Origin of the sequence: Microcella sp. (assembly GCF_051860105.1) — a bacterium.
Taxonomy (GTDB): domain Bacteria; phylum Actinomycetota; class Actinomycetes; order Actinomycetales; family Microbacteriaceae; genus Microcella.
The window spans coordinates 99,764-112,626 of record NZ_JBHYEO010000007.1; the positions used below are offsets into that span (position 1 = coordinate 99,764).

Annotated in this window: 12 protein-coding genes and 1 pseudogene; 2 read left to right on the forward strand and 11 right to left on the reverse strand. The window is 71.3% G+C overall.

The features are described from left to right. Window position 1: 1 nt before the first annotated feature. Complete coding sequence (locus ACTIE9_RS06000; RefSeq protein WP_439564668.1) at window positions 2-526, reverse strand: thermonuclease family protein; 525 nt, start codon at window positions 524-526, stop codon at window positions 2-4. Window positions 527-608: 82 nt separating this feature from the next. On the opposite strand from ACTIE9_RS06000, the gene ACTIE9_RS06005 reads away from it, so the two are divergent. Further along, window positions 609-1,142 (forward strand): hypothetical protein, encoded by a 534-nt coding sequence (locus ACTIE9_RS06005; protein WP_439564669.1) that lies wholly within the window; start codon window positions 609-611, stop codon window positions 1,140-1,142. Between the two features lie 41 nt (window positions 1,143-1,183). Here ACTIE9_RS06005 and ACTIE9_RS06010 read toward each other — a convergent pair whose 3' ends face one another. From ACTIE9_RS06010 to ACTIE9_RS06055, 10 genes are all read right to left on the reverse strand, one after another. Continuing rightward, on the reverse strand, window positions 1,184-2,074 hold the full coding sequence (locus ACTIE9_RS06010; RefSeq protein WP_439564670.1) for a WD40/YVTN/BNR-like repeat-containing protein: 891 nt from the start codon (window positions 2,072-2,074) through the stop codon (window positions 1,184-1,186). After that, window positions 2,074-2,667, reverse strand: coding sequence for a DUF305 domain-containing protein (locus ACTIE9_RS06015; protein WP_439564671.1), 594 nt, complete (start codon window positions 2,665-2,667; stop codon window positions 2,074-2,076). Before ACTIE9_RS06015 ends, ACTIE9_RS06010 begins: the two co-directional genes overlap by 1 nt. Before the next feature lie 74 nt (window positions 2,668-2,741). Then, the gene (locus tag ACTIE9_RS06020; protein ID WP_439564672.1) at window positions 2,742-3,155 is read right to left on the reverse strand and encodes a hypothetical protein; all 414 of its coding nucleotides are present in this window, start codon (window positions 3,153-3,155) and stop codon (window positions 2,742-2,744) included. Window positions 3,156-3,188: 33 nt separating this feature from the next. Then, window positions 3,189-4,136 carry an alpha/beta fold hydrolase gene (locus ACTIE9_RS06025; RefSeq protein ID WP_439564673.1) on the reverse strand — a complete coding sequence of 316 codons (948 nt, stop codon included), beginning with the start codon at window positions 4,134-4,136 and terminating at the stop codon, window positions 3,189-3,191. A gap of 25 nt (window positions 4,137-4,161) precedes the next feature. Further along, complete coding sequence (locus ACTIE9_RS06030) at window positions 4,162-5,073, reverse strand: cation diffusion facilitator family transporter (protein WP_439564674.1); 912 nt, start codon at window positions 5,071-5,073, stop codon at window positions 4,162-4,164. Further along, window positions 5,070-5,762 carry a cation transporter gene (locus tag ACTIE9_RS06035; RefSeq protein ID WP_439564675.1) on the reverse strand — a complete coding sequence of 231 codons (693 nt, stop codon included), beginning with the start codon at window positions 5,760-5,762 and terminating at the stop codon, window positions 5,070-5,072. The genes ACTIE9_RS06030 and ACTIE9_RS06035 overlap by 4 nt, the downstream gene beginning before the upstream one ends. Next, a complete protein-coding gene (locus tag ACTIE9_RS06040; RefSeq protein ID WP_439564676.1) occupies window positions 5,759-6,103 on the reverse strand; it encodes an ArsR/SmtB family transcription factor in 345 nt (114 codons plus the stop codon). Before ACTIE9_RS06040 ends, ACTIE9_RS06035 begins: the two co-directional genes overlap by 4 nt. A 95-nt stretch (window positions 6,104-6,198) precedes the next feature. Continuing rightward, window positions 6,199-6,990 carry a DNA-formamidopyrimidine glycosylase family protein gene (locus ACTIE9_RS06045; RefSeq protein WP_439564677.1) on the reverse strand — a complete coding sequence of 264 codons (792 nt, stop codon included), beginning with the start codon at window positions 6,988-6,990 and terminating at the stop codon, window positions 6,199-6,201. A gap of 11 nt (window positions 6,991-7,001) precedes the next feature. Further along, window positions 7,002-11,588, reverse strand: coding sequence for an ATP-dependent helicase (locus tag ACTIE9_RS06050; RefSeq protein ID WP_439564678.1), 4,587 nt, complete (start codon window positions 11,586-11,588; stop codon window positions 7,002-7,004). A gap of 36 nt (window positions 11,589-11,624) precedes the next feature. Further along, complete coding sequence (locus tag ACTIE9_RS06055; protein ID WP_439564679.1) at window positions 11,625-12,260, reverse strand: alpha/beta hydrolase; 636 nt, start codon at window positions 12,258-12,260, stop codon at window positions 11,625-11,627. Window positions 12,261-12,315: 55 nt separating this feature from the next. On the opposite strand from ACTIE9_RS06055, the pseudogene ACTIE9_RS06060 reads away from it, so the two are divergent. Then, window positions 12,316-12,828: pseudogene (locus tag ACTIE9_RS06060) on the forward strand (NUDIX hydrolase family protein); the annotation flags it as partial. Window positions 12,829-12,863: the final 35 nt, after the last annotated feature.

Here is a 12,863-nt window from a genome sequence, read left to right on the forward strand (position 1 = left end):
GTCAGCACTGGCCCCAGAGGCCGAGCCCCGCATCGCGAGCCGCTCGCTCGGCCGCGACGAGGTCGTCGTAGTACTGGTCGTTGGGCTCGACCAGCAGGGCCTCGGCGTAACCCTGCGCGACGAGCTCGTAGTTGATGAACGTGCCGTCGGCGGTGAAGACGTACATCAGCTCGCGGTCGTACCGGTCGCGCGGGTCGCGGTCGTAGGCGTATGAGACCGTGCTGCCGGGAGGTGCGAGCGCGGTGAGGGCCGCCTCGGCTTCGGGCCCGAAGCACTCGACGTCGGGGTAGACCTCGGGCGTGTCGATGCCGACGAGTCGCACCCGCAGCTCGACACCGTCGACGTCGAGCCTCAGCGTGTCGCCGTCGGTGATGCTCGCGACGGTTCCGCTGCCCTCGGCCGATGCGGCGGGCGAGCCGGGCTGCAACGGCACGCTCGGGCTGCCCGATTCGAGGCACCCGTCGATCGAGCCGATGAGCCCCACGAGCGCGACGAGAGCGAGCGGGCGCAGGGCGGCGGCGATCATGCTGTGAGGCTACCGGGCACCCCCTGACACGCTGAGCGGCCGGGGTTAGGGTTGAGCCGATCACGGCCAGCGAAGGAGCACCATGGCAGCGGCAACGTCGAGCACACCCTCTGGTGGCATCGACCCCCGGTACCCTCCCGCGTTCCAGCGCGGCGGGGCCGCCTCCGGCCCCGTGATCGACGAGGGCGCGGCCGTGCGCGGTGCCGCCCCGAGCGGGCGGATGCCCGGCGCGACGCGACCCGAGCGCGGCAGCGCGGCCGCCAGCGCCTCGGCAGCCGCCGGGGGCGGCGAGTTCACCGGCTCGACCGTCGAGCCCGCCGATGAGCGCCACTTCGAGCTCATCGTGGCCGGCAACCCGTGGTTGCGCTCACTGTGGGCGGTGGGCGCGATCGCGACCCTCGTCGGCTTCGCCCTGACGGTCTACGCCGAGTTCGCGTTCAGCGTGCCGCCGGCCTCGGGCATCTACGACCCGAGCGTCTACGTCGTGCCGCGCATCGCCGAGGCGGTGGCCCAGCCGCTCGTCATCGCGGGCGTCATCGCCCTCGTCGCGGCGACGGCCCTGCGCATCGTGGCCTGGCGGCCGAGCCGCATCCGCGAGGTCATCACCGACAAGTAGGCGCAGTGGGGGTGCGGTGTCACTCCGCACCCCCACTCTCGTCAGAACTCGGCGACGATCGACCAGGTGGCTCCCCGGTCATCCGATCGGTGAACTCCGTCGAGTCCGGCGGCCACGAGGGTTCCCCGACGACCCACCGCGATGGCTTCCGTACCGGGGGGAGCGAGCCCTGCGGGGGTCCAGGTCTCACCGTCGGCGCTCAGATGCACCCGACCATCGAGATCGAGCCCCATGAGCAACCCACCCGTCGGGGTACTGGGCGGTGGAGCCGAAATCAGGAGCAGCACAGGGGCGCTGTCGACAAGAGTGAACGTCGCTCCATCATCGATGCTGACCTGGAGGCCTTGCTCTGTCGTGGCGAACAGATGCTCGGCATCCGCATCCCAGCTCACGGATCGTGCTCCGAGCGCAGCGCCAGCACTCCACGTCGCACCGCCGTCGCGACTCACCACCACGCGCCCGGTGACCGAGTCGATCCCCGCGAGAGCGGTACTCCCGTCAGCCGCGGCCATCACGGCCATACTGTGGAAGTCCGCGTCGCCCTCGAGCGCGAGCGAAGCGAACTCGGCCCCGCTCCTGTCAGTGGTGTAGACGCCGATGTTCATCGGCGCGTCGGTGTCCGGTGCGGGATGACCGGAGAGGTAAATGGTGTCGTCGAGCCTCACCATGCCCATCACGTCGCCCCGCCATGCTCCGAGGCGCTCGACCGATCCGACTCCGCCGACACGAACATCGTCGGCACCCGATTCGACCGTCGCGCGAAGGATTCCTTCGTGCGTCGCGAGGTAGATGTCACCGCTCTCATCGTCGATATCGACTGCGTGCAGGTGGGAAACGACGATCGGCGGTTCTGAGGTCGTTGCTGAGCACCCGGCGAGCACGACGGAGAGGGCGGCGACCGCGCCAGCGGCCGCCGCACCTGTCCGCCGCATCAGGAGTCGAGCATCGAGCGCATGCGCTCGATCTCCGCGGCCTGACTCGAGACGATGTTCTCGGCCAGCTGTCGCACCTCGGGGTGTTCGCCATCGTCGAGCACATCCTCGGCCATCTCGATGGCGCCTTCGTGGTGCACGATCATCAGCTCGAGAAAGAGCTCTTCCGCTTCCGGCCCGCTCGCGGCCTCGAGCGACTCGAGGTCGTCCTCGGTCATGCCGTCCATCCCCCCCATGCCGTCCATGCCGCCGTGGTCCATGCCGTCCATGCCGCCATCGGCGTTCATTTCCGGCATGCCCCAGTCGTCGAGCCATGCCTTCATCTGCTCGATCTCAGGACCTTGCGCCGCCTTGATCTCCTCGGCCAGCTCCGCGACGTCAGGATCGATTCCGGACTTGGCGAGCAGGATGTCGCTCATCTCGATCGCACCCTCGTGGTGCGGGATCATCATCTGCACGAACATGACGTCGGCCATGTTGGCGCCGGAGCCCTCAGCGGGTTCAGCCGTCGGCGCACAGGCGGCGAGGCCGAGCGCCGTGACGAGAGCGAGCGCGCTGGTCGTGATCGCGCGCACGCGGAATGTCTTCTTCATGTCTTCTTCTACTTTCGTCGTGAGTGAATGTTCGATCGCAACGGTGACGGGCGATGCCGCCACCCCGCGCTCATTCACTGGCGACTGATGCAGAGCTCTGCGAGATCCGGCGGACGCGGTTCGGCCATCCCGCGCGGTGCGTGACCGTGCAGCGACACCCCGGGCGCCGCGACGCCGAATCGCATCGCGAGAAGGGGAACCAGAACGCCGACAACGACGATCAGGGCGAGAAAGGCGCAGGCCACGGCGAGGCCTGCGTGGTCCTCATGGCAATCGGCGCACAGCGCTTCCGCCAGGGTGCTTCCTTCGGAATCGACGTGGGGCGCTGCCGAAGAGACGTCAGCGTGCGGAGCGTGCGCGACGCTCGAGATCATGGGCGGCGTCGATGCAGTGGTGTGGGGTGCCAGCGTCGAACCGTGCGCGCTCATGGCGATGCCGACGACGGCGAGCGCTGCGATCAGCAGCACATACGCGACGCGCCTCACCATGACCAGTACCTCCAGGGGGTATCTTCTCACGCCTCACGATGGCGTGGCCGCGTATTCGCTGAGTGCGGCGAGCACGACCGCGGCGCACCCGACCGGGTCGCTCAGCGGGAGGCGGTGGCCGCCTGGCAGGCTGATCGCCGCGATGTTCGCGTGGGTGCGGGCGAGCTCGCGGGCCCTCCCCGGCACCGGAACCGGATCATCGATCCCGTCGACCAGTCGCACGACGACGCTCCGAGCCTCCAGCTCGCGAAGCGCCTCCGCCCACGCCGGGTCGCGCACGAGCGCGTCGAACCCGGTGACGTAGCCGTGCCACGTGTGCTGCACGGCATCGCGTGCGACGGCCACGGGTAGGCGCGGGCTGACGACGACGGCGACACCCTGGGCGACGGCGCGGTTCTCGCACATCCAGTGGCACACGCGCTCCGCGAGCGGCCCCTGCGCGAGCAGCGCCTCGAACCACCCCATGTGCCGCACGCGGTGGTCGGCCTCCTCATGCGTGTCGTAGAGGGGGGCATCGAAGGCGACCACCGCGCGTGCGGGGGCGTGCCGGGCGGCGACGCGCAGCGCGAGGGATGCCCCCATCGAGTGGCCGACCACGACGGCCGGCAGGGCATCCAGGCCGAGCTCGCGCAGCACGGCGAGCACGCCGTCGACGTGCGCATCGGCATCGATCGGGTGGTCCAGCGCCGGACTGTGCATGGATGTCCCGAACCCGATGGGGTCGATGGCGACCACGCGCGCCCGCTTCCCGAGAACGTCGTAGGCGGCTCCCCAGAGCCGTTCACTCGAGGCGAGCCCCGAGAGCAGCACGACGAGGGTGTCGCCCGCCCCGAACTGCCGCACACCGAGACCCGCCACGATCGTGCGGTCGCCCGCTCCCGGCCGCCACCGTCGAACCTCCGGTGACGAGAGGTGCGCGGTCGCCCAGGCGACCACGGGCGCGGCGAAGACGACGGCGGCGGCGACCCGTGATGACCTCATGGCCAGTGAGCGTAGTCACTCTGCATCAGTGCACGAGGTGACCGGGCTGCGCAGTCGCAGGCTCAAGCTGAAACGTTGCGTGGTCGATGGCGACTAGGAAATGCTCGGCGACACACCGCTGAAGTGCTTGAGTGATCTCGGGTGCGTGACCGTCGTGGAAGCACCCAGCCTCGACCACGACGTGCGCGGTCAAGACAGGCAGCCCGGTGGCGATCTGAGTGATGTGCAGGTCGTGCACGTCGATAACGTGCTCCTCATCGAGAAGATGCTGCCGCACGTCGTCGAGATCGATGCCGCGCGGTACCGACTCGAGAAGCATGTCGAGGGCGTCGCGCAGCAGACGCAGCGTGCGGGGAACGATCAGCATCCCTACCAGCAGTGCGGCGATCGAGTCGGCCTGCTGAAACCCGGTTGTCATGATCACGATTGCGGCGACGATCACGGCCACCGATCCGAGCGCGTCGTTGAGCACTTCCAGAAACGCGGCCCGCATGTTGAGGTTGTCGCCGCGTCCGCCCGACAGCACCACAATGGCGACGACGTTCGCGACAAGGCCGATGATGCCGAAGACGAGCAGCTCGACACTGGCGAATTCTGCCGGTTGATTGAACCGCTGTACCGCTTCGATGACGACGAAGAGGCCAACGCCGAGAAGTACCGCCGCCTGCGCGGTCGCCGCGAGCACTTCAGCACGACGCAAACCCCAGGTGCGGCGAGACGTCGCTGGCCGTTGCATGAGCTGGGCGGCGAAAAGGGCAACCAGCAGGCCGCCCGCATCGGTCAGCATGTGCGCGGCATCCACCAGCAGTGCCAGTGAACCGGTGATGATGGCGCCGATCACCTCCGCGACGAGCACGCTCGCTGTGAGCCCGAAGGCGATCGCCAGGCGCCGTCGATTGACGGTGCCTGCTTTGTGAGTATGGCCGTCGGCACTCACGCGTGGTTCCCCTCGCTGTGGTGGTGCTCCTGACTGCTGGAGCCCTCCATGAGTTCACCGATTGCCGTGGAGCAGGTGTCTCCGTTCCACGCTTCGATCCCCTCGCGAATCGCAAAGGCTCCGATCACAAGCGCGGCGAGTGCATCCGCCCACACCCACCCGAACACGGCGTTCGCGACCAGCCCGAGAAGCACAGCCGCCGACAGAAGTGAGCAGATCAGGGTCTGCTTCGAGTCCGCCACCACAGTGGCAGAGCCCAGTTCCCTACCAGTTCGTCGTTCGACCACAGACAGGAGCGGCATGACGACGACGCTCACGGCCGCCAGCGCAATACCCACCCCGCTGGACTCCGGAGTGGTAACCCCGGTCAACGACAGAGTGGACCCCACAATCGTGTAGGCGGCAAGGGCGAAGAACGCGAATGCGATTACGCGAAGCACCGGCTTCTCATATCGCTCCGGTTCACGGCGTGTGAACTGCCACGCCACGGCGGTCGCGGAGAGCACTTCGACTCCCGAGTCGAGCCCGAAGCCGATGAGCGCCGCCGAGTCGGCAGCAGTTCCGGCGACGAGGGCGATGATTCCTTCGATGACGTTGTAGCTGATCGTGAAGGCAACAATGACCTTCACGCGTCGGCGCAGGAGTGCGGTGCGGTTCTGGTCAGGGAGGGATCTCGCCGTCGTGGTCACGCGCGTTCCTCACGCTCAGTCGAGCTCACGTCGCACGCATCAACCGGGTCGACGGCAAGCACGACCCCGACAAGATCCTGGAGTGCGTGGCGCAGGCGTGCATCCGCAATTTCATAGAGCACTCGTCGACCGGTCGGTTCGGCCACCACGATGCCGCAATCCCGCAGGCACGCGAGGTGGTTCGAGACGCTCTGCTTCGTGATGCCGAGCTCATCGACCAGGTCGGCCGGGTAGCGCGACCCATCGAGAAGAGCAAGAAGGATGGATGCGCGCGTCGGGTCAGCGAGCGCTTTGCCGATACGACGAATCGCATCGAGTCGCACAGAGGCTATCGAGTTCATGCCCGAAACAGTACACCGAACGATGTACCAAAAGCGACTGTCTCGTCTCGTTGTGCTCCGGAACGTGCTTCTGGTCGAAATCAGAAAAGGAGTGTTTAGCGCTGGCAGCTCGGGCAGAACCAGGTGATGCGCTCGGTGAGCGCGTCGTCGCCGAGCAGACCGCGGCGGATGCGCGTGCCGCAGCGGCGGCACGGCTGGCCGTCGCGGTGCGCGACCCAGAGGCGCTCGCCGCGTCGGGTGTTGCCCGTCGTGGTGCGCTCGTCGCGATCGCGGTTGGCGCGGATCAGACGCACGCCGAGGTCGAGGGCCGCCGCGGCATCCACGGCCCCGACGGGAGTCTCGGGCAGCACCCCGCGCAGGAAGAGCAGCTCGTTGCGGTAGTCGTTGCCGAAGCCGGCGACATTGCGCTGGTCGAGCAGCGCGAGCCCGATGGGCCGATCGGGGTCGGCCGTGAGGCGCCGCAGCGCTTCGTCGCGGTCGAAGTCGGGGCCGAGCGGATCGGGGCCGAGGTAGCCCACCACGTCGTCTTCCGCGTCGCGGGCGACGAGCTCGAGCTCCCCGAGTGCGAAGCCCACGGCCTGCCAGGGGGCGCCCCCGGTCGACGTCGTCTCGAGCACCATGCGCGCCTCGAAGGCGGGGCGCCGCCAGCGCTCGCCGAGCCGCATCACGTGCCAGACGCCTTCCATCTTGAGGTGCGAGTGCACCGTCACGTCGCCGATGCGCATGAGCAGGTGCTTGCCGAGCGCCACGACCTCGTCGACCCGCTCGCCGCTGAGGTCGGCGGTCGCGAAGCGCGGCACGCGCACATCGCTGCGCAGCACCGTCTGGCCGGCGAGCGCGGCGTGCAGGCGCGCCGCCGCGCGGTGGATGGTGTCGCCCTCGGGCATGGCTTGGCCCCCTACACCCGGATGCGCAGGCCCTGGGGCGTCGCGACGAAGCCGGCGGCCTGCAGCGCCTCGGCGAGCGGCGTGCCGAACGCGCTCGCGCCGTTGACGCGTTCGACGCGCAGCGATCGCAGACGCGCGCGCACGACGGCGGCGAGCTCGACGGCGGCGGCCTCGAGCACGGCGGGCTCGTCGGTGAAGGTCAGCACGCTCTTGCCGCCGCGCTCGAGGTAGAGCGCGAGGTGCCCGTCGACGAGCACCACGAGGGCGCCGGCTTTGCGCCCGGGCCGGTGCGCGGTGGCTTCCGCCGCCGCGTCGGGCAGGCTCGCCGGCCACGGCAGGGCCGCGCCGTAGGGGTTCGCCGGGTCGGTCGCGGCGAGAACCAGCGGCGCCAGGGCGGGGGCCGCATCCGCGTCTCGGCTGAAGGTGCGCACGCGATCGATCGTGGCGGGTGTCGCGAACTGCGCCGCGCCGAGGCCCTCGACGATGTAGCCGCGGCGCACCGAGCCGGCCTCCTCCATGCGCGCGAGCACCGAGTAGGCGAGTGCGAAGCCGCCGCGCAGCCCCTCCGCCTGCACGGCGCCGCGCGTCACGATGCCGTGCCGCTCGAGCATGCGGTCGACCGCGAATGCGGTGCGGCGCGTGGGGTCGGCCTCGCGGGCGGGCAACAGCGACCACCGGCCGGCGACCGTCGGCGGCCCCGATTGCGTCACGGATGCGGGGCGCGCGTAGCCCCGATAGCTGCGGGTGCGCGGCGCGGCCTTGCGGGTGGCCGTGCCCCCGAGTGTGGCGCGCAGCGGCGCGAGGGTGTCGTTGGTGAGGTGCCCCGCCCACACGAGCTGCCAGAGCTCGTCGACGAGGGCCGCGTCGTCGCCTCCGCCCTCGCCCGGCTCGGCGACGGCGGCCGCGAGCTGCCGGAAGAAGAAACCGCCGCCGCCCGCGAGCGCGTCGAGCACGCGCTGCTGGCGCTCGGAGAGCTCGAGGTCGTCGGGGTCGGCGAGGCTCAGCGGCGATGCACCCGCGAGGTGCAGGCTCACCCAGCCGTCGCTCCCGGGCAGGCTGCCGGCCCCGGCCCAGACGACCTCGCCACTGGCGCACAGCTCGTCGAGCCAGGCGGGCGAGTAGTCGCGCACGCGGCTCGGCAGCACGAGGGTCTCCCACGCGCTCGCCGGCAGCGCGGCACCCTGCAGCTGCTCGATCGCCTGCAGCACGCCGTCGATGCCCTGCAGCCCCGGTCGGGCCGCACCCGTGCCGACGCCGGCGCTCCCGACGTGCTGCCACGCGGGCAGGAAGCGCCCGAGCGTGCCGTGGCTGACGGGCTCGATCTCCTTCCGCAGCGCCGCGAGGCTGCGCGAGCGCAGTCGGCGCAGCACCTCGGCGTCGACCCACTCGGTGCCCGAGGCGCCCGGGCGGAACTCGCCTTCGATGAGACGGCGGTCGGCGGCGAGCCGGCGCAGGGCATCCATCGCCACGGCGATGCCGAGGCCGTAGCGGCTCGCGGCGTCGGTCGCGGCGAACGGGGTGCGGGTGCGCGCGAAGCGCGCGACGAGGTCGCCGACGGGGTCGGGCACCGGGTCGAGGAAGGCGCTCGGCACGCCGTGCGGGATCGGCGTGCCGAGGGCGTCGCGCAACCGAGCGGCATCCTCCACACCGGCCCAGCGCTGCTCGCCGGCGATCGTCGCGCGAAAGACCCGGTTCTCGCGCGCCAGCTGCTCGAGCGCCGCGGTCACGTCGACCTCGTCGAGAGTGCGGTCGTCGATCTCCGCGATCGACAGCGGGCCCAGGATGCGCAGCAGGTCCACGATGCCCTCCGCATCGCGCGCGCGGCGATCGGGCGCGAGGCGCTGCAGCTCGGCCTCGAGCTGGGCGATGACGGCGGGGTCGAGCACCTCGCGCAGCTCGGCGCGACCGAGCAGCTCGGCGAGCAGCGCCGGGTCGATGCTGAGCGCGGCCGCCCGCCGCTCGGCGAGCGGGCTGTCGCCTTCGTAGAGGAAGGCGGCGACGTAGCCGAACAGCAGGCTGCGCGCGAACGGCGAGGGGCTCGGGGTCTCGACCTCGAGAATGCGGATGCTGCGCTGGGCGATGCCGCCCGTCACCTCGATGAGCGAGGGCAGGTCGTAGACGTCTTGCAGCACCTCGCGCACGGTCTCGAGCACGATGGGGAAGTCGGGGAACTCGCGGGCCACCTCGAGCAGCTGGCTGGCCCGCTGACGCTGCTGCCAGAGGGGGCTGCGTCGCCCGGGGTCGCGGCGCGGCAGTAGCAGAGCCCGGGCGGCGCACTCGCGGAACCGCGCGGCGAACACCGCCGAGCCGCCGACCTCGGCCGTCACGATCGCATCGAGCTCGTCGGCCTCGAAGAGGAACAGTTCGGCCCCCGGCGGCTGCGACTCCGTGTCGGGCAGGCGCACCACGATGCCGTCATCGGCCGCGATCGCCGCACCGTCGTAGCCGTGCCGCTCGCGGATGCGTGCCGTCACGGCGAGAGCCCAGGGGGCGTGCACGGCCATGCCGTAGGGCGAGTGCAGCACCACGCGCCAGTCGCCGAGCTCGTCGCGGAACCGCTCCACGATGAGCGTCTGCTCGCTCGGCAGCTGCCCGGTCGCCTCGGCCTGCTCGCGCAGCAGCGCGTCGAGGTTCGCTTCGGCGCGAGCGTCGAGGCCTGCGGCGGCGAGGCGCTCGTGGCGGGCATCCGGCGACGCGGCCGCGAGTTCGCGCGTCGTGCGTCCGAGCGCGCGGCCCAGCTCGGCCGGGCGCCCCAGCCCATCGCCCTTCCAGAACGGCACCTTGCCGGGCTGGCCGAAGGCGGGGGTCACGATCACCTGGTCGTGCGTGATCTCCTGGATGCGCCAGCTCGTGGTGCCGAGCGCGAACACGTCGCCCACCCGTGACTCGTAGACCATCTCCTCATCGAGCTCGCCCACGCGGCGGCCGTTGCCCTCGCCCGCGATGAAGACCCCGAACAGCCCGCGGTCGGGAATCGTGCCGCCGCTCGTCACCGCGAGCCGTTGCGCGCCCGGGCGACCCGTGAGCGTGCCGCCCACGCGATCCCAGACGATGCGCGGGCGCAGCTCGCTGAACCGGTCGCTCGGGTACCGGCCGCTCAGCAGGTCGAGCACGGCGTCGAAGGCACTTCGCGGCAGAGTGGCGAAGGGGGCGCTGCGCCGCACCTGCTCGAACCACAGCTCGATGTCGCACGGTTCGAGGGCGACGTGCGCCACGGTCTGCTGGGCGAGTACGTCGAGCGGATTCGCGAGCACGCGCAGCTCTTCGATGAGCCCGGCGGTCATGCGCTCGCTCGTGACCGTCGCGTGCAGCACGTCGAGCCGGTGCTTGGGCACGAGCACGCCGCGGCTGATCTCACCGACCTGATGGCCCGCGCGACCGACGCGCTGCAGCCCGCTCGCGACGCTCGGGGGTGCTTCGACCTGGATGACGAGGTCGACCGCCCCCATGTCGATGCCGAGCTCGAGGCTGCTCGTCGCGACGACGCAGCGCAGGCGGCCCGTCTTCAGCGCCTCCTCGATCTCGCCGCGCTGCTCTTTGCTCACCGAGCCGTGGTGGGCGCGGGCCAAGAGCGGTGTCTCTTCTGACCGACGAATCGCAGATTCGTCGGCGCTGGCGTCGCGCGAACGCGATGCGTTCGCCTCATGCTCCAGCGCGCGCAGCGCATAGATCTCATTGAGCCGGGCGGTCAGCCGCTCGGCGAGCCGCCGCGAGTTGGCGAACACGATCGTCGAGCGGTGCTGCAGCACGCGATCGACGATGTCCTCCTCGACGTGCGGCCAGATCGAGGGCGTCTGCGGGGCGCCCGAGGCGTCGAGCGGCCCGTCGCCGCCGATCGGCGGCGGCTGCGTCATGTCGTCGACGGGCACGACGACGCTCAGGTCGAAGGTCTTCGCGGCCGGGGGCTGCACGATCGTGACGGGCTGGGCTCCGCCCAGAAAACGGGCGACCTCCTCCGGGGGGCGCACGGTGGCCGACAGCCCGATGCGCTGGGCGGGGGTCGCGAGCCGGGCATCCAGCCGTTCGAGGGTGAGCGCCAGGTGCGCGCCGCGCTTGGTGCCCGCGACGGCGTGCACCTCGTCGATGATGACGGTCGTGACGCCGTCGAGCGTCTCTCGGGCGCTCGCCGTGAGCATGAGGTAGAGGCTCTCGGGGGTCGTGATCAGGATGTCCGGGGGCGTCTTCTGCAGCGCCCGCCGGTCGGCGCTCGGGGTGTCGCCGCTGCGCACGCCGACCGTGATGCTCGGTGCGGCGCCCCCCAGCCGCAGCGCCGTCTGCGTCACGCCGATGAGCGGCGAGCGCAGGTTGCGCTCGACGTCGACGCCGAGCGCCTTGAGCGGGCTGATGTAGAGCACGCGCGTGCGTCGGCGCGGATCGTCGGGCGGCGGCTCGGCCGCGAGACGATCGATCGACCACAAGAACGCGGCGAGCGTCTTGCCCGAGCCGGTCGGCGCGACGACGAGCGCGTGGCGGCCCGTCGAGATCGCGTCCCACGCCCCGAGCTGCGCGGGCGTCGGCGCGGGGAACGCGCCCGTGAACCACTCGCGCGTGGCGGGCGCGAACCGGCCCAGCACGGCGTCGGGCTCGGGCACGGTCATCCCCCCATTGTCGTCCCGCCCGCTGACAGCGGAGGGTCAGGCGTACTGGGCGCGCAAGAAGGTCAGCACGTCGGCGAGCTCGGCCTCGCTCACCGAGTGGCCGAGGCCCTCGTAGATGCGCTCGGTGAGGGTCGTGTGCCGGGGCAGCCACGCCTGCGTGTCGTCGATGAACGCGGCCGGGATCACCGTGTCGTGCGTGCCGCGGCCCCAGAACACCGGCGGAGCGAGCGCCGCGAGCCGCTCGTCGGCCGGAGCCTCGCCGCGAACGACGAACCCGGCGAGCGAGACGGCGAACGCGAAGCGTTCGGGCGCGTGCCGCAGCAGCTGGATGCTCATCGCCCCGCCCTGCGAGAACCCGAGCAGCCCGACCGAGGTCGCCGGCACGCTGTCGAGCCAGTGCAGCAGGCCGCGCGCCGCGGCGTCGGCGCCCTCGGATCGGCTCTCGGGCGTGGCGCCGTCGAGCCCGTACCAGGCGAACCCGGGGCCCGCCCGCAGGGGGGCGCGAACCGAGGCGATGACGGGCTGCAGCGGCAGGTGGGGCGAGAGCCCGAAGAGGTCGCCCTCGTGCGAGCCGTAGCCGTGCAGCAGCACGAGCAGGGGGCGACCGGCGCGCTCCTCGGCCGGGGCCGACCAGATGATGGCGGACTCGTCGATCAGCTGCATCGCGCTCATGGGGTCCATCGTGTCAGGTGCGCCCGCGAGGCCGCCGCACGGGACACAATGGAGCATGGCCACCGTGCGCACTCCCGACCCCAACCCGGGCTGGCTCTCCGACGAGGAGCTCGAGCAGATCCGGCAGCGTCTGCCGCTCGTCTACGTCGAGGCGGTTCCGGTGCGCGTCGACGGTATGGGCACGGTGACCGAGGTCGGCGTGCTGCTGCGCGTGAACCCGGCGGGCAGCATCACCCGCACGCTCGTGAGCGGGCGGGTGATGCACGGTGAGACGCTGCGCGAGGCGCTGTTCCGGCACCTCGAGAAGGATCTCGGGCCGATGGCCTTCCCGCAGCTGCCGGCGTCGCCGACGCCGTTCTCGGTCGCCGAGTACTTCCCCTTCCCGAGCCCGACGCGCTTCAGCGACGATCGGCAGCACGCCGTCGCCCTCGCGTACGTCGTGCCGGTGACGGGCACGTGCGAACCGCGGCAGGATGCCCTCGAGCTGACCTGGATGACGCCGGACGAGGCCGCCTCGCAGCGCGTGGCCGACGAGCTCGAGGGCGGGCGCGGCGCGCGGGTGGGGGCGCGGGGCGGGGGGGGGGGGGGGGTGGCCGGCCCCGG